Origin of the sequence: Nocardiopsis flavescens (assembly GCF_900141985.1) — a bacterium.
In the GTDB taxonomy this organism is placed as follows: Bacteria; Actinomycetota; Actinomycetes; order Streptosporangiales; family Streptosporangiaceae; genus Nocardiopsis; species Nocardiopsis flavescens.
Window position 1 is genome coordinate 224,027 of record NZ_FQZK01000005.1, and the last position, 16,663, is coordinate 240,689.

Genomic DNA, 16,663 nt, shown 5'->3' on the forward strand with positions numbered 1-16,663 from the left:
CCGAACGCGTCCTGCCCGGTGGGGACGCCGGGCAGGACGGCGCTAGCTTCCTTCGCCGGTGAGGCGGTCGCGCGCGGCGTCGGTGATGGCGCCGCCCGGGTCCTCCACGAACCCGCCGACCGCGCCGGCCTGGTCCTGGAAGCCCTGGACCGCCTCGCCCGCCTCGCCGAACGCGGCCTCTCCGTAACCCTGGGCGGCTTCGGTGGCCTCGCCGAACGCGGCCTCGCCGTAGCCCTGCGCCGCCTCGGCGGCCCCGCCGAAGGCCTCCTCGCCGTAGCCCTGGGCCGCTTCGCCGTAGCCCTGGGCGGTCTCACCGAACCCCTGGGCGGCCTCGCCGTAACCCTGGGCGGTCTCCGAGACCCCCTGGACCGCCTCCTCGGCGGCCCCGCCGAAGACGCCCTTGAACCACTCCACGACACTGTCGAACATCGACGCACGCTCCTTACTGGTTTTCGACCCTTGCCCGTGGGCCGTACCCACGAACTGTAAGCCGGGAATAAGGGGCGGATGCGCAGTGTGGGTGAAGCGGGAGGCCCTGCGCACCAAGGGATGCGAATCTTTCGACGCGTGTTCGGCCGTCCGCCCCGCCACCGCCTCCGCGCGGACACCCGGGGTGCGCACCGACCGGGCCGGCCGCCGCGGAGAACGCCGCCGCGGACCCTCCGGGGCACCTCCGGCAGGGGACACCGGCCGCCGCCACCGGGTCCCGCCCGGCGGCGGACGGCTCACCCGGCCGGCTCCGCGGCCTCCGGCGCCGGCGGCCGGGTGAAGGTCAGGGTCAGCGTCGCGGCCAGCAGGGCCGTCCCGGCGACCACCCCGTACACGAGCCCGTACCCGGTGAGCGCGGAGGCGGTGAGCACGGCGCCGGTCACCGCGATCAGCAGCGAGGTGCCCAGCGACTCCGACACCTGGAGCGCCGAGCTGTTGCCGCCCTGCTCGGCGGCGGGGGAGAGCCCCAGCACCAGCGTGCTCACCTGCGGATAGGCCAGTCCCATGCCCGTCCCCATGAGGACACAGCCCAGCACGGCCGCCCAGAGCGGCAGCACCCCGGTCACCAGCCCCAGCGCCGCCACCGGTCCGCACAGGGTCAGCGCGGCGGCGGCGCGCAGCGAGGCGGGCGAACCGGCCGGGACGCCGGCACGCCCCTGCACCCAGGCGCCCAGGGCCCAGCCGAACGCCCCGATCGCGACCACCGCTCCCGACGCCACGGGGCTGAAGTCCAACCGGTGCTGGAGGTAGAGCGGCAGGTAGATGTCGGTGGCGGCGTTGGCCGCCCCGAGTACACCCCGGAAGGCGACCAGCCGGGGGATGCCCGCGCGCGCCCGCAGCGTCCCGGCGGGCAGCAGCCGCCCCGCGGCGAGCGCCGCCGCGGCCGTGCCCGCCACCGTCCCCACCGCCAGCCAGGGCATCTCCTGCTGCCCTGCCACGTGCAGGCCCAGGACCGCGACCGCCGCGGCCACCGCCCACACGCCCCGGCGCCCGACGGGGGACCCCTCTCCCCGCGGGGCCGGCGCCGAGCGCGTCGCGCCCAGCAGCACCGCCAGCGAGAGCGCGGAACCGGCCAGCACCAGGGCGAACACCGTGCGCCAGTGCATCAGCTCCACCAGCGCACCGGTGACCAGCGGCCCCAGGATCGACGGCAGCAGCCAGGCCGCGGTCAGCAGCCCGAACATGCGCGGTCTCAGGTCCTCGGGGATGTACCGGGCGATGACCACGTACAGCACGACCGAGTCGATGCCGCCGCCCACGCCCTGGAGCAGCCGGCCCACGACGAACGTCCCCATGCCGGGGGCGAGCGCGCACAGCGCGATGCCCGCCAGGAACAGTGCTCCGCCCGCGACCAGGGGCCGGCGCACCCCGCGCAGGTCGGCCCAGCGGCCGCCCACGGTCATGCCCACGAGTCCGGTGGTGGCGGTCGCGGCGAACGCGAGGGAGTACCACTGCTCCGCCTCCAGGCTCCGGGCGATGACCGGCAGCGCGGTGGTGATGGCGAAGGACTCGAAGGCGATGAAGGTCATCAGCCCGAACACCCCGGCCACCACCGCCCGGTTGGGGGGATCCCACAGCCGCGCCCGTCCGGGCGCCCCGGCCGCCGCGGTCACCGCGCGCCCCCGCGGGCCGCCGGACTCGTCGTCTCCACGCTCTCCTCCTCACCGGGCGCACGCGCGTCCGGGAGAATTCCACACCCTCAACACGTGTCGAGGTCAAGCGGAAGGGGACATCCGCCCCGTATCCGTTCCCCGGGCCGGCGGCGGGCGCCGCCCGCCCCGCCGTGTCCCGGGTCGCTCCCGTGCGCGCGGGACGGACGGGAGCGACCCGCGGCGGCGGCGCCCTCAGGCCAGGGCGTCGGCGATGCGGGGGACCAGGGTGTCCACCGCGTAGGGGATGGACAGCACCGAGTTGTAGGTGATGGCACCGCGCTGGTCGATGGTGGTGACGAGGGCGGCGCCCCCGCGCACCACGTCCAGGTCGGCGAAGACCGGCGCCGCCTCCGCCGGGTCGTAGTCCTCGTCGTCGCTCAGGACCAGCAGCAGGTCCCCGTCGAGCCACTCGACGTTCTCGGCGGGCACCTCCACGAAGAAGCCCTCCCCGGTGTCGCGCTCGGTGATCGCCTCGGGGATCTCGAAGCCCAGCGACACCAGGAACCGCCCGCGGGCGTCCCCGGGCAGGAAGGCGCCGAACCTCCCGTCGTAGGGCAGCACCGCCCCGCCGACCAGGCCGGCGAACTCCGGGTGCTCCCGCCGGACCTCCTCCAGCAGGGCGTCGGTCTCCGCGTTCAGCTCGGCCCCCCGCTCCGGCACGCCCATCGCCGCGGCGATGGAGGCGGTGGCCTCCTCCCGGGCGACGGAGTACGCGGCGGTCCCGGCCGGGCGCGCCACCACGGGGGCGATCTGCGACAGGTCCTCGTAGACGGCCTCGTCGAACCCGGCGGAGACGCCGATGATGAGGTCGGGCGCCAGGTTCGCGACCTGCTCGATGTTGGGCTCGGAGTCGGAGTCCAGCAGGGTCGTCTCCGCGTCGCCGACCAGCTCGTCGGTCCAGGGGCCCAGCCCGGTCTCGAAGAACGCGAACCCGGTGTTGCCGACGGGTACGGCGCCCAGGGCCAGCACGGCGTCGGCGTCGGTGACGCCCAGGGTGACGATGCGCTCGGGCGCCGCGGTGAGGGTGGTCTCGCCGAACTCGTGCTCGACGGTGACCGGGAAGGCGCCCTCCTCGGCGGCCGGTCCGCCGCCATCGGCGTCCCCGCCGGCGGCGGTGTCCGCGCCGGTACCGCAGGCGGAGAGCAGGGTCAGGGCGGCCAGGGCGGCGGCGCAGGGCAGGGCGCGCACGGGCGGGCGCGGGGTACGGCTGATGGGGGACACGGGACTCCGTTCCGGTTTCAGGTGAGGCATGCCTACCCTAAGCCAGGGCCCGTCTCGGGTCCTCCCCGGGGTGCTCCCGGCCGCCCGCCGCGACCAGGGTGTCCCCCGCCGGGGTCCGCGTGTAGAACACCCGCCGCCCCACCCGCCAGGAGCGCACCAGCCCCGCCCCGCGCAGCACCGACAGGTGCTCCGAGACGGTGGCCGGACTCCACCCCCGGGTGCGCGCCAGCACCGTGGTCGTCGCCGGCTCGGCCAGCTCCGCGAGCAGCCGTGCCCGGGTCCGTCCCAGCAGCCGGGCCAGCGCGTCCCCGGCCGGCCCGGGGGCCGGCGCCTCCCACAGCCGGCCCACCCCGTGCACCGGGTAGATCAGCGTCGGCTGCCAGGGCTCCCCGGTCTTGGCCACGCTCTCCGGCCACATGAACACGCTAGGCATCAGCACCAGGCCGCGGCCGTCCAGCGTCCGCTCCCCCTCGGACGGCGCGGGCAGGTGCAGCACCCGGCCCCGCCAGCGGGTGTCGGGCGCCACGGAGGCGATCACCTCCCGCAGCCCGCCCTGGGCCACGGTGCGGGCCCGCAGCGACACGTCGGCCTCCAGCAGCGCCCGCGCCCGCGGCCAGTGCGGTGCCACCAGCGCGTCCCAGGCCCGGCGCAGGGCCAGGGCGATCCGCTCCAGGGTCCGCCCGGGGTCGGCCAGCAGCGGACCGGTCACCGGGCCCGGCAGGCCCCGGCGCGGATCCAGCAGGCAGCGCTCCAGCTCCACGGAGACCCGGTCGACCGGTGTGGCGAGCAGCGCCGCCAGCTCCTCCTCCAGGTCCACGGAGGGGCCCGGCGGGGGAGGGGCCAGGAAGTCGGGCGTGTACCCGGGGCGCGGCGACAGCAGCGGCAGCGGGTCCAGCCCGAGGTCGGTGCCGCTGCGCTCGCGCAGCGCCTCGGGCCACAGGCGGCGCAGCGTGCCCCGGTGGGGCTCGCCCAGCAGCCGCACCGCCGCGGTGGCCTCCCACAGCGGCGACACCGCGAACCGGCAGCGCAGCAGGTCGTCATGGGTGAACACCAGCCGTCCGGCCACCGATCCCCCCGTTCGCGCGCGACCATTCGGCCGGTGCCGAATCCTTTGAGGCTATCCCGGGACGGCCCCAGCCTGGGGGCATGACATCCCCGACCGCGCCGCGCGCCGCCGCGCGCACCGGCTACCTCAGGGTCCTGGCCGTCCCCGAGTTCCGCGTCCTGTTCCTGGCCGAGGTACTGGCGATCCTGGGGCAGGTCGCCGCGCAGATCACCCTGTCCCTCACCGTGTACTCGCGCACCGGCTCGCCGCTGCTGGCGGCGCTCGCCTTCGCCGTCGGCTTCCTGCCGCACCTGCTGGGCGCGACCCTGCTGTCCGCCTGGAGCGACCGGGTGCCCGCCCGCCGCCTGATGGTCCTCACCCAGGCGGTGACCGCGCTGCTCGTGGCGTGCATGGCGGTGCCGGGGACGCCCGTCCCGGTGATGCTGCTGCTGATGTTCGCCACCGGGGCCGTCGCCCCGCTCTACCAGGGGACCAAGGCGGCGGCGGTGGCCGACGTACTGCCCCCGGAGGGGTTCGCGCTGGGCCGCTCCCTGCTGCGGATGGCGGCGCAGCTCGCGCAGATCTGCGGGTTCGCGTTCGGCGGGGTGCTGTTCGCGGCGCTCTCACCCGCCCTCGCGCTGCTCGCGGGCGCGGGCCTGCTGCTGGCGTCCTGCCTGCTGCTGCGCCTGGGGCTCCCCGCCCGTCCCGCCCGCCGTCCGCCGCCCGCGGCGGGGCGCCCGGGGCGCGCCCTCCCCCCGGCCGGCGGGGCCTCCTCACCGGTCGCGGAGTCCCTGCGCGGTGCCCGCGGGGTGCTGCGCTCTCCGCGCCTGCGCGTCCTGCTCGCCCTCACCTGGTTCCCCCCGGTGCTCGGCGTGTCCGCCGAGGCACTGGCCGCACCGCTGGCCGACGGCCTGGGCGGCGGCCCCGCCCTGGTCGCGCTGCTGCTGTCGGCGACCCCGGCGGGCATGATCGCGGGCACCTTCCTGGCCGGCTCCCTGCTCACCGACGCTCAGCGGGTGCGGGCCGTGGTCCCGCTCGGGCTGCTCACCTTCGTGCCGCTGCTCGGCCTGGGCCTGTACCCCGGGCCGGCGGTGCTGCTCGGCCTGCTCGTGCTGTCCGGCGCGGGGTACGGATACGCGCTCGGCGTGGACCGGCTCCTGGTGGAGGCGGTCCCCGCGGGGGAGCGCGGGCAGGTCATGACCCTCGTGACCGCCGGGCTGATGATCTTCCAGGGGGTGGGGTTCGCGCTGGCGGGGGCGCTCGCCGAGTTCCTGTCCCCGAACACGGTGGTGGTCCTGGCGGCTTTGGCGGGCATCGCCGTCGTCCTCGCCGCCGGTCGGCGGGCCGGCCGCCCCTGAGACCCGCCGGGCGGGGCGCGGGCCGCGACGGCCTCCGGCGGGCGCGGACGGCCGTCCGCACCCGCCGGAGGACCTCCTCCCGTCCGGGACCGGGCCGGGTGAGGTCCTCCGGCCCTGCGGCCGGACGCACCTAGCGCACGTGCCTCGGGTTGCTCACACCGCTCTCGTGGTGGGTCCGGTCCAGCGCGGTGGCGTAGTAGGTGCGCCCGCCGCCCTCGGCGGTGAACACCGCCCGGCCGTCGCCGTCGGCGGGCACCGTGCCGACCAGGGTGCGCGCGTCGGCCACGTCGCAGTCGGGGTCGCGCCCCGGCTCCCCGTCCACGGCGTACACCGCGTAGTAGGAGGGCGTCTCGCCCCGGCCCGGACGCAGGGACAGCTCCACCCCGTCGCCCCGGGCGCCCCCGGTCACCCGCGGCGCCTCCGGGGCGCGTCCGGGCAGGTCCTCGTGCAGGGGGACCAGCGCCGGGTACCGGTAGTGCTCCCCGCGCAGCACCGCCATCGCCTCCGAGGCGTTGGTGCGCAGCGACGTGGCGCTGAAGTACACGTCGCCCAGCACCCCGGGGTGGTCCCGGTTGAAGTCCAGGTGCCGGGCCAGCTCGCGCGGGTCCGACCAGGCGCCCGCGTTGCCGACCTTGTAGGCGGCCTGGCCGATGTACAGGTGCACGCCGGTGCCCTCCACGACCTGCTCCCACCAGGGCACGAGTTCCGCGTAGTCGGCGACCGGCAGCCCGATCTCCCAGTAGACCTGCGGGTTGATGTAGTCCACCCAGCCCTCGCGGACCCACCGGCGGCTGTCGGCGAACTGGGCGTCGTAGGACTGGAGCCCGCCGGTGTCCGACCCCTCCGGGTCGGTGGAGGCGTTGCGCCAGATGCCGAAGGGGCTGATGCCGAACTTCACGTGCGGCTTGGCGGCGTGCACGGCCGCGTCCATCTCCCGCACCATGGCGTTGACGTTGTCCCGGCGCCAGTCGCCGATGTCGGCGTAGGACCCGCCGTACTCCGCGAAGGTGTCGGCGTCGGGGATCTCCTGGCCGTCCACCGGATAGGGGTAGAAGTAGTCGTCGAAGTGCACGCCGTCCATGTCGTAGTTCTCGACGGCGTGCATCATGGCGCCGATGACGAACTCCCGCACCTCGGGGATGCCCGGGTCGTAGTACAGGCGGCCTCCGTAGGTGAAGGTCCAGTCGGGGTTGCGGCGGGCCGGGTGGTCCGCGGTCAGCCGGGCGGGGTCCCCGTGCATGGCCACCCGGTAGGGGTTGAACCAGCCGTGGAACTCCAGGCCGCGGGCGTGGGCCTCCTCGACGGCGAACTCCAGGGGGTCGTAGCCGGGGTCCCGCCCCTGGGTCCCGGTGAGCCACTCCGACCAGGGCTCGTGCGGGGAGGGCCAGAAGGCGTCGGCGGTGGGTCGGATCTGCACGAACACGGCGTTCAGGCCGTTGGCCTCGGAGCGGTCGTACAGGGCCCGCAGCTCGGCCCGCTGCTGGTCGGGGGTGAGTCCGGTGCGGCTGGGCCAGTCGATGTTCTGCACCCCGGCGATCCACTCGGCGCGCATCTGCCGCTTGGGCGGGGCCTGCGGGTCGACCCGGCACTCGGTGGCGCCGGCCGCGGGGGACGCGGGCGCGATGAGCGCCGCGGCGGGCACCGCGGGGAGCAGGGCGGCGGTCAGCGCCGCGGCCAGGGCTCCGCCCAGGACCGCGCCGCGCCGGGGGACGGGGGAGGTGGGTCGGGACGGGTGCGCCAAGGTGGCTCCTTCCGGAGGCTCTCCTACGGGTGGGCCCGACGGATTCCGCGTCGTGTCCTGGCGACGACGGTACGCGACCGGGGTCCGCTCAGAAGAAAACCTTCACGATTTCCCGGGGTGTCGCAAGAGATCTACGCGTATTTGGTGCCCAAGTGACGAATGTGGCTTGTGCGGTTTTCGTTCCGGGCCGGTCCGGCACACTGGCGTCCATGACCGAGCCCCTGCGCGCCACCGTTCTGCGCCGCGAAGACGTCGACCTGCACGTCCTGGACACCGGCGGCGACGGGCCGCCGGTGCTGGTGCTGCACGGACTGGCGGGCAGCGCCCGCGAGTTCGAGCCGACCGCCCGGGCCCTGGCCCCGGACTTCCGGGTGCTCCTGCCGGACCAGCGCGGCCACGGCCGCAGTACCCGCCGTCCGGCCGACACCTCGCGCGCCGCCTTCGTCGCCGACGCCGCCGCGGTCGCCGAGCGGGTCGCCGGAGGGCCGGTGCGGCTCGTCGGCCAGTCCCTGGGAGCGCACACGGCCCTGCTCACCGCGGCGGCCCGGCCCGACCTCGTCGAGCGGCTGGTGCTGCTGGAGGGGCACCCGGCGGGCGACGACCCGGAGGGGGCGGCGCGCATCGGCGCGTTCCTCGCCTCGTGGCCGCTGCCGTTCCCGGACCGGGAGGCGGCCCGCGCGTTCCTCGGCCCCGACCTGCTCTCCGCGTCCTGGGCCGCCGACCTGGCCGAGGGGCCCGGCGGACTGCGCCCCCGGTTCGACGCCGACGTGATGCAGGCGGTCATCGCCGCCGCCGACCGGCCCCGCTGGGCCGAGTGGGAGAGCGTGTCCGCACCGACCCTCGCCGTCTTCGCGGACACGGGCCTGTTCACCGAGGCGCAGAAGGACGAGATGATCGCGCGCCGCCCCGCCACGGTCCGCGCTGACCTCGACGCCTCCCACGACGCCCACCTGGAGGTCCCCGACGCCTGGATCGCCCTGCTGCGCGGCTTCCTCGCCGGGGCGGGGCCCGGACCCGGGCCCGCGGCCGGGCCGGCGGAGGGATGACGAGGCTCACAGCCGAGGGGCCGACCCCCACTTTGCATGTGCATTCATCATGATGCATACTTATTGCCATGTCCAAGGTACTCACCTCTCTGCCCGTCGGTGAACGAGTCGGCATCGCCTTCTCCGGGGGTCTCGACACCTCGGTGGCGGTCGCGTGGATGCGCGAGAAGGGCGCCGTCCCGTGCACCTACACCGCCGACATCGGCCAGTACGACGAACCCGACATCGCCTCGGTCCCCGACCGCGCCCACGACTACGGCGCCGAGATCGCGCGGCTCGTCGACGGTCGTGCGGCCCTGGTGGAGGAGGGCCTGGCCGCCCTGGCCTGCGGTGCCTTCCACATCCGCTCCGGCGGGCGCGCCTACTTCAACACCACCCCCCTGGGGCGCGCCGTGACCGGCACCCTCCTGGTGCGGGCCATGCTGGAGGACGGCGTGCAGATCTGGGGCGACGGCTCCACCTACAAGGGCAACGACATCGAGCGGTTCTACCGCTACGGCCTGCTCGCCAACCCCGCCCTGCGGATCTACAAGCCCTGGCTGGACGCCGACTTCGTCAACGAGCTCGGCGGCCGCAAGGAGATGTCCGAGTGGCTCCAGCAGCGCGACCTGCCCTACCGCGACAGCACGGAGAAGGCCTACTCCACCGACGCCAACATCTGGGGCGCCACCCATGAGGCCAAGTCTCTGGAGCACCTGGACACCGGCATCGAGATCGTCGACCCCATCATGGGCGTCCGCTTCTGGGACCCCGAGGTGGAGATCGCCCCCGAGGACGTCACCGTCGGCTTCGAGCAGGGCCGCCCCGTCACGATCAACGGCAAGGCCTTCGCCTCCCCGGTGGACCTGGTCCTGGAGGCCAACGCCATCGGCGGGCGCCACGGCCTGGGCATGTCGGACCAGATCGAGAACCGCATCATCGAGGCCAAGAGCCGCGGCATCTACGAGGCCCCCGGCATGGCCCTGCTGCACGCCGCCTACGAGCGCCTCGTCAACGCCATCCACAACGAGGACACCCTCGCCGCCTACCACACCGAGGGCCGCCGCCTGGGCCGCCTGATGTACGAGGGCCGCTGGCTGGAGCCGCAGGCGCTCATGCTCCGCGAGTCGCTCCAGCGCTGGGTGGGCACCGCCGTCACGGGCGAGGTCACCCTGCGCCTGCGCCGCGGCGAGGACCACTCGATCCTCGACACCACCGGCCCCGCGTTCAGCTACCACCCGGACAAGCTGTCCATGGAGCGCACCGAGGACTCCGCGTTCGGCCCGACCGACCGGATCGGCCAGCTGACCATGCGCAACCTCGACATCGCCGACTCCCGCTCCAAGCTGGAGGAGTACGCCCGGCTCGGCATGGTGGGCACCGGGGAGGCCGCCTCCGTGGGCGCCGCCCAGGCCGCCTCCACCGGCCTCATCGGCGCGATGCCCGAGGGCGGCGCCGAGACCATCGCCTCCCGAGGCCGCGCCCCCGAGGACGAGCTGTTCCTCGACCACGCCGCCATGGAGTCCGGCAACGACTGACCCCGCGGCTGCGGGGCCGGCCGCCCCCACCGGGAGGCGGCCGGGCCCCGGCCCGGGGCGGGGCCCGGACCCCCGTGTCGCGGCCGGCGGTGATGCGCCCCGCCCTCCCCGGACATGAGGCGCAGGCCCCGGCCGGCGGAGCGGGCGTACCCTACCGGCATGGACGCGCACGCCGACACCCTGGTCGCCAGGCCGAACGTCCCGGGCGTCGTCGAGGTCTTCCACACCCACATGCTCGGGCACGCCTACCCGATGCACACCCACGCCGCCTGGACCCTCCTCGTCCTCGACTCCGGCCTGGTCCGCTACGACCTCGGACGGCACGAGCACGGCGCCCTGGAGCGCACCGTCACCCTGCTGCCGCCGCACGTGCCGCACAACGGGACGCCCACCTCGGCCCAGGGGCTGCGCAAGCGCGTCGTCTACCTGGAGCCGGCGCGCATCGGCACCGACCTCGTGGGCCGCTCCGTCGACCGCCCCGCCCTGGACGACGCGGCGCTGCGGCGGCGCGTCCACACCCTGCACCGCGCCCTGCTCGAACCCGGCGGGGAGCTGGAGGCCGAGAGCCGGCTGGCGTTCGTCGCCGAGCGCCTGCGCGGCCATCTCCTGGGGGACCCGGGGCCACCGCCGCCGTCCGGCGACCGCCCGGCGCTGGCCGGGCGGCTGCGCGACCTGATCGACTCCCGGGTGGTGGAGGGGGTCTCGCTCGACGAGGCCGCGGCGGAGCTGCACTCCCACCCCGCGCACCTGGTGCGCGCCTTCGGGCGCCGGTTCGGCACGCCCCCGCACCGGTACCTGGTGGGGCGCCGGGTGGACCTGGCCCGCCGCCTGCTCCTGGAGGGGCGGGCCCCGGCCCGGGCCGCGGCCGAGGCCGGGTTCCACGACCAGGCCCACCTCAACCGGCACTTCACCCGCGTCCTGGGGCTGTCCCCGGGGCGCTTCGCCCGGGCGCTGCGCGAGTCGCCGGTCAGCCGTGCAGCCGGGCGCCCCTGACGACCTTGTCCACCCCGTTCCTGGGCCCGTGGACCGCGATCCCCACCAGGTCCAGCGAGTCCCGGGGCACCGCCCGCACCGCCGCCCGGTTGTCCCGGTCGTTGCCGGTGGCGAACAGGTCGGAGGTGAACACGGCGACGTCCATGCCCCGGGACACGGCCCGCCCGTGGGCCGTGGTGAGGACCTCCTTGCCGCCCTCGAACACCAGCACCGGCTGGCGGAACATGGGCAGGTACACGGTGCCGTTGCCGTCCTCGTAGGGCTCGCCCACGACCTCCGGGGCCCGGCTTCCCAGTCCGCTGACCAGGAACGAGGTCACGTTCAACCGCTGCCAGACGGCGAGGTCGTCGCGCAGCAGGACGGCGATCTTGGTGTCGAAGCGCACGGGTGCGCCCGCGCCTGCGGGGTGTTCGGTGTTCTCCATGCGCCCATGGTGGCGCCGTGCCCGCCCGCCGGTCTTGTACGTTCTTCACCTCCCGGCCGGGCCGTCGCCGCCCCGCCCCCGGGCCGCCGCCCGGTCACCCGGTCCTGCGGTCCACCGGGTCGAAGCCTTCTCCCGGCCGCCTTCGCCGCGGGCCGTCCCCCTGCCCGGATGCTTCCCCGGCGGGGGCCCGCCGCGGTCCGTCACCCGTACAGTCCTCCCGGCCCCCGGCCCCCGGCCCCGGTACCCGTCGCCCGGGCCGGAGGTCACCCGCCCCGGGTGCCCCCGTCACCTCACCACCGGGGCCGCGCCGAAACGGCGGGGCCCCGGGAGCCGACGCTCCCGGGGCCCCGCGCCACGCGGATCAGGCCGTGGCCTCCCGCTTCCTGCGTCGCGCCAGGTAGGCGGCCGCCCCGCCGCCGGCCGCGATCGCCGCGCCCGCCGCGATCAGGCCGACGACCGGAGAGCCCGTCCGCGGGAGGGTGTCGGTGGACTTGTCCGCGGGCACGGGCATGCCCACGGCGGACCCGTTCCCCTCGTCCCCGCCGCCGGAACCGCCCTCCTCGGGGCCGTTCCCGCTCTCACCGCCCTCGGAGCCGCCGTCCTCGCCGCCCCCGGCCGTCGGCTCGAAGGGGGAGCCGACCCACGTCTGCCCCAGCGGATAGGTGACGACCAGCCCCTGCTCGGGGAACTCGACCACCATCTCCAGGAAGTGCGCCGCGCCCCACAGGCGCTGGCCCTGGTAGCGGTCCTCCCACACGAGTTCCTCGGTGGAGAAGGAGATCTCGGCGTCGTACTCGTTCACGGAGAAGGAGGTCTCCACCTCGTCGAACCCGTACGCCGGGCCGCCGGACCAGGACTGCTGGAGCCGCAGCCAGACCCCGGTGAAGTCGGCGTCCAGAACGACGTCGTCGCCCGCCGAGGCCAGCGCGGCGGTGTTCTCGTCGAGTCCGACGACGGAGGCGACGCCGTCGTCCCCGGTGCCCGGGGCGTCCTGGAGGATCTCCTCTTCGGGAGCGCCGGGGGAGGGGGCCACCGCCGGCTCCTCGGGGGCCTCGGCGGGCTCCGGCTCCTCGGTGCCCTCCGGTGCGGGGCTCGGCGCCTCGGTCTCCTGCGCCGGCTCCTCCTCGGACGTGCCGTCGACGTCCGCGGGGGAGGCGTCGTCCGCGAGCATCTCCCGGATGTCGGACTCGGTGAGCCGGATGCCCAGTTCCTCGAACCGGACCCAGGAGCGGAGGACGTCCTCGTCCACGTCCACCAGGATCGAGGTGATGCCGACGGCCCAGATGTCGCCGTCGTGCAGGTAGCCCCGCACGCCGTGGACGTCGCCGCCGCGCGGGCCCAGGTGCGAGATGTTCGCCCGGTCGTTGATGCCCGACTCGGCGAAGCCGTTCGGGTCCTCGTCGGCGGTGGCGGTGGCGGGGGCGGCCCAGGCCAGGCTCAGGGCGCCCAGCGCGGCGAACACGGCCCCGGCGCGGAGCGCGCGCCGTGCCTCGGTGGTGCTGGTCTTCACGGGGGTCCTCGGGGGCTGGGATCCGTCGTCGCGGATCGGCCCTCGGCCGTGGCCGCCGTCCGGGACGGGAGCACGGCTCTGGGCGGTGGGAGATGGGAGAGGCGCGCAGAGGCACTCTCCGGTGCCATCCGGGCATGGGGGCCCGGACGGAGGCGGAAACGGGTTCCGCCCGCCCATGAGCCTACGTTCCCCAAGGAACGGAATTCGCTTGGGAGAATCACAGGATGATTTCAATGGCCGTTTCCCGGGGGCTCTCCTCTCCGTTGTTTCCGTGTTTTTATATTCCACGGTAAACCGATTCTTCCCGTGGGAGTCAGGGGCGCGTGTGTGTCTCAGGTCCCTTCCCGTCGGGGGTCCGGTGCTCGCGGAGGTGCGTCGCCCGGCTTCGGCACGCCTTTCCCGTCGTCCTTTTCCGGGGTCGCCACGGCCTGTCCGGTATTCGTTCCGGGGGAGTTCTCCGTGCTCGGGCGGGGTGTGCGGGGCGGGGGAGCGCGCCGAGCCCTCCCGCCCGTCGCGGCGGGCGTGCGCGGCCGACCCGGGCCGGGGGTCCCCGCCGGTGCGGAGGGCTATGTCCGGTTGGTGTGGATCCATCACATGATTTGACTGATTCCAGAAAAGACGGCAGACTTCCCGCCATGCCTACCCCTTCGGATTTCGAGCGCATGCTGCGCGAGTCCGGCCTGCGGGTGACGAGCCCCCGGATGGCCGTGCTGTCCGCCGTGCACGACAACCCGCACGCCGACACGGAGTCGCTCATCGACATCGTGCGCGGGAACCTCGGCGCGGTGTCCGGCCAGGCCGTCTACGACGTGCTCAAGGCGTTGAACGGCGCCGGGCTGATCCGGCGCATCCAGCCGCAGGGCTCCGTGGCCCGCTATGAGACACGGGTCGGGGACAACCACCACCACGTCGTGTGCCGGTCCTGCGGCGCGATAGCCGACGTCGACTGCGCCGTCGGCCACGCGCCGTGCCTGACGGCCTCGTCCGACCACGGCTTCCGCGTCGACGAGGCCGAGGTCGTCTACTGGGGCCTGTGCCCCGACTGCTCCCGTACACGCGAGTCCTGAAACCGAGAATCCACCTCTTCCCTGTTCCGGAAGGAAGACGATGTCCGAAAACAACGAGGTAGTCGCCCCGACCCCCGAGACCGGGGGGTCCGGCGGCTGCCCCGTCGCCCACGGCCGCGCGCCCCACCCCACGCAGAGCGGCGGGAACAGCGGCTGGTGGCCCAACCGGCTCAACCTGAAGATCCTGGCCAAGAACCCGGCCGTGGCGAACCCCCTCGGCGAGGGCTTCGACTACGCCAAGGCGTTCGCCGCCCTGGACCTGGACGCCGTGAAGGCCGACATCGCCGAGGTCCTCACGACCTCCCAGGACTGGTGGCCCGCCGACTTCGGCCACTACGGCCCGCTCGTCATCCGCATGTCCTGGCACAGCGCGGGCACCTACCGCCTGTTCGACGGCCGCGGCGGCGGCAGCGCCGGCCAGCAGCGGTTCGCCCCGCTCAACAGCTGGCCCGACAACGCCAACCTGGACAAGGCCCGCCGCCTGCTGTGGCCGGTCAAGAAGAAGTACGGCCAGAACCTCTCCTGGGCCGACCTGCTCATCCTCTCCGGCAACGTGGCCCTGGAGTCCATGGGCTTCGAGACCTTCGGCTTCGGCGGCGGTCGCGAGGACGTGTGGGAGGCCGACGAGGACGTCTACTGGGGCCCCGAGACCACCTGGCTCGACGACGAGCGCTACAGCGGCGACCGCGAGCTGGAGAAGCCGCTGGCCGCCGTCCAGATGGGCCTCATCTACGTCAACCCGGAGGGCCCCAACGGCAACCCGGACCCGGTCGCCGCGGCCCGCGACATCCGCGACACCTTCGGCCGCATGGGCATGAACGACGAGGAGACCGTCGCCCTCATCGCGGGCGGCCACACCTTCGGCAAGACCCACGGCGCGGGCCCGGACGACAACGTCGAGGCCGACCCCGAGGCCGCCGGGCTGGAGCAGCAGGGCCTGGGCTGGAAGAACAACTTCCGCACCGGCAAGGGCGGCGACACCATCACGTCGGGCCTGGAGGTCACCTGGACCACCACCCCGGCGCAGTGGAGCCACGGCTTCTTCAAGAACCTGTTCGAGTTCGAGTACGAGCTCGAACAGAGCCCGGCCGGCGCCAACCAGTGGGTCGCCAAGGACGCCGGGGAGATCATCCCCGACGCCCACGACCCGAACAAGAAGCACAAGCCGACCATGCTCACCACCGACCTGTCGCTGCGCTTCGACCCGGTCTACGAGCCGATCTCGCGCCGCTTCTACGAGAACCCCGGGGAGTTCGCCGACGCGTTCGCCCGCGCCTGGTACAAGCTGACCCACCGCGACATGGGCCCGAAGTCGCGCTACCTGGGCGCCGAGGTCCCGCAGGAGACCCTGCTCTGGCAGGACCCGCTGCCCGAGCCGCAGGGCGAGGCCATCGGCGCGACCGAGATCGCCGCCCTCAAGGCCGCCGTCGCCGAGTCCGGCCTGACCGTGTCCCAGCTGGTGAAGACCGCCTGGGCCTCGGCCTCCACCTACCGCGACAGCGACAAGCGCGGCGGCGCCAACGGCGCCCGCGTCCGCCTGGCCCCGCAGGTCGACTGGGAGGTCAACGACCCGGCCGGGCTGCGCGAGGTGCTGGGCACCCTGGAGGGCGTCGCCGAGAAGTTCAACGCCGCCTCCGACAGGAAGGTGTCGCTGGCCGACCTCATCGTCCTCGCCGGCGGCGTGGGCGTGGAGAAGGCCGCCGCGGCGGCCGGGCACGAGGTCGTCGTGCCGTTCACCCCGGGCCGCGTGGACGCGACCGCGGAGCAGACCGACGCCGAGTCCTTCTCCTACCTGGAGCCGGTCGCCGACGGCTTCCGCAACTACTACGGCGAGGGCAACCGCCTCCCCGCCGAGTACCTGCTGATCGACAAGGCGAACCTGCTGGGCCTGAGCGCCCCGGAGACCACCGTCCTCGTCGGCGGCCTGCGCGTGCTGGGCGCCAACCACGACGGCTCCGAGGTGGGCGTCCTCACCGACGCGCCGGGCACCCTGACGAACGACTTCTTCGTCAACCTGCTCGACCTGGGGACCTCCTGGACCCCGACCGGGGAGAGCTCCGAGACCTCGCGGACGTTCGTCGCCAAGGACGCGTCCGGCGCGGTGAAGTGGACCGGCAGCCGCGTCGACCTGGTGTTCGGCTCCAACTCCGAGCTGCGCGCCCTGGCCGAGGTGTACGCCTCCGACGACGCGAAGCAGAAGTTCGTCGCGGACTTCGTCGCCGCGTGGACCAAGGTCATGGAGCTGGACCGCTTCGACCTGGCCTGATCCCGCGCCGGGTCCCGCCCGGAACCGGACCCGGAGCCGGCCCGACCGCCACGGTCGGGCCGGCTTTCGCGTGTCCGGGCTCGGCGACACGGCGCCCCGGCATCCCCCTCCGCGATCCGTTCGGCGTCGCCCGCTCCGTTTCGCCCCGCCCCGGCTCGGTCCGGCGCCCGGGCGGGGGCGTGACGCCACGTCACGTGTCGGACACCGGAAATGTCATCCCGCGCCGGTGACGCGGCGCCACTGCCGCCCGGGGGCCGCCCGCGCTGGAATGGGCACAGGCCCGGGAGACCACGGGCGGGGCGCCCGACACGACGCTGTCCGCGCAGGTCCGCGG

At 74.7% G+C, this 16,663-nt stretch carries 13 protein-coding genes; 6 read left to right on the forward strand and 7 right to left on the reverse strand.

Annotated elements, in window-relative coordinates; all coding sequences use genetic code 11:
• Positions 1–42 precede the first annotated feature (42 nt).
• The 4 genes from BUE45_RS11640 to BUE45_RS11655 form a co-directional block, all read right to left on the reverse strand.
• Positions 43–429 carry a hypothetical protein gene (locus BUE45_RS11640; protein WP_073378685.1) on the reverse strand — a complete coding sequence of 129 codons (387 nt, stop codon included), beginning with the start codon at positions 427–429 and terminating at the stop codon, positions 43–45.
• A 296-nt stretch (positions 430–725) separates the two neighbouring features.
• Positions 726–2,102 (reverse strand): MFS transporter, encoded by a 1,377-nt coding sequence (locus BUE45_RS11645; protein ID WP_073378687.1) that lies wholly within the window; start codon positions 2,100–2,102, stop codon positions 726–728.
• A 231-nt stretch (positions 2,103–2,333) separates the two neighbouring features.
• Positions 2,334–3,362, reverse strand: a complete 1,029-nt coding sequence (locus BUE45_RS11650; RefSeq protein ID WP_281256339.1) for an iron-siderophore ABC transporter substrate-binding protein — start codon at positions 3,360–3,362, stop codon at positions 2,334–2,336.
• A gap of 37 nt (positions 3,363–3,399) precedes the next feature.
• Entirely contained in the window at positions 3,400–4,428 is a 1,029-nt protein-coding gene (locus BUE45_RS11655) for an ArsR/SmtB family transcription factor (protein ID WP_245833004.1), read from the reverse strand.
• An 80-nt stretch (positions 4,429–4,508) separates the two neighbouring features.
• Here BUE45_RS11655 and BUE45_RS11660 point away from each other — a divergent pair, with 80 nt between their 5' ends.
• Entirely contained in the window at positions 4,509–5,765 is a 1,257-nt protein-coding gene (locus tag BUE45_RS11660; RefSeq protein WP_073378691.1) for an MFS transporter, read from the forward strand.
• A gap of 130 nt (positions 5,766–5,895) precedes the next feature.
• On the opposite strand, the gene BUE45_RS11665 is transcribed toward BUE45_RS11660, so the two are convergent.
• Positions 5,896–7,506: a glycoside hydrolase family 10-like protein gene (locus BUE45_RS11665; protein ID WP_073378693.1), complete on the reverse strand. Its 1,611-nt coding sequence runs from the start codon at positions 7,504–7,506 to the stop codon at positions 5,896–5,898.
• A gap of 209 nt (positions 7,507–7,715) precedes the next feature.
• Between BUE45_RS11665 and BUE45_RS11670 the strand changes: the two genes are divergently transcribed.
• From BUE45_RS11670 to BUE45_RS11680, 3 genes are all read left to right on the forward strand, one after another.
• Complete coding sequence (locus BUE45_RS11670; RefSeq protein WP_143173334.1) at positions 7,716–8,552, forward strand: alpha/beta fold hydrolase; 837 nt, start codon at positions 7,716–7,718, stop codon at positions 8,550–8,552.
• A 68-nt stretch (positions 8,553–8,620) separates the two neighbouring features.
• Entirely contained in the window at positions 8,621–10,069 is a 1,449-nt protein-coding gene (argG, locus tag BUE45_RS11675) for an argininosuccinate synthase (RefSeq protein ID WP_073378695.1), read from the forward strand.
• Positions 10,070–10,228: 159 nt separating this feature from the next.
• Positions 10,229–11,062, forward strand: coding sequence for an AraC family transcriptional regulator (locus BUE45_RS11680; RefSeq protein WP_073378698.1), 834 nt, complete (start codon positions 10,229–10,231; stop codon positions 11,060–11,062).
• On the opposite strand, the gene BUE45_RS11685 is transcribed toward BUE45_RS11680, so the two are convergent.
• Together BUE45_RS11685 and BUE45_RS11690 are read right to left on the reverse strand one after the other, a co-directional pair.
• Entirely contained in the window at positions 11,037–11,486 is a 450-nt protein-coding gene (locus BUE45_RS11685; protein ID WP_073378700.1) for a DUF2000 domain-containing protein, read from the reverse strand. The genes BUE45_RS11680 and BUE45_RS11685 overlap by 26 nt on opposite strands.
• Positions 11,487–11,847: 361 nt before the next feature.
• Complete coding sequence (locus BUE45_RS11690) at positions 11,848–12,996, reverse strand: LPXTG cell wall anchor domain-containing protein (protein WP_073378702.1); 1,149 nt, start codon at positions 12,994–12,996, stop codon at positions 11,848–11,850.
• Positions 12,997–13,631: 635 nt separating this feature from the next.
• Between BUE45_RS11690 and BUE45_RS11695 the strand changes: the two genes are divergently transcribed.
• Complete coding sequence (locus BUE45_RS11695) at positions 13,632–14,063, forward strand: Fur family transcriptional regulator (protein ID WP_073378704.1); 432 nt, start codon at positions 13,632–13,634, stop codon at positions 14,061–14,063.
• A gap of 40 nt (positions 14,064–14,103) precedes the next feature.
• Positions 14,104–16,329: a catalase/peroxidase HPI gene (katG, locus tag BUE45_RS11700; RefSeq protein ID WP_073378706.1), complete on the forward strand. Its 2,226-nt coding sequence runs from the start codon at positions 14,104–14,106 to the stop codon at positions 16,327–16,329.
• The last annotated feature ends 334 nt before the right edge of the window (positions 16,330–16,663 follow it).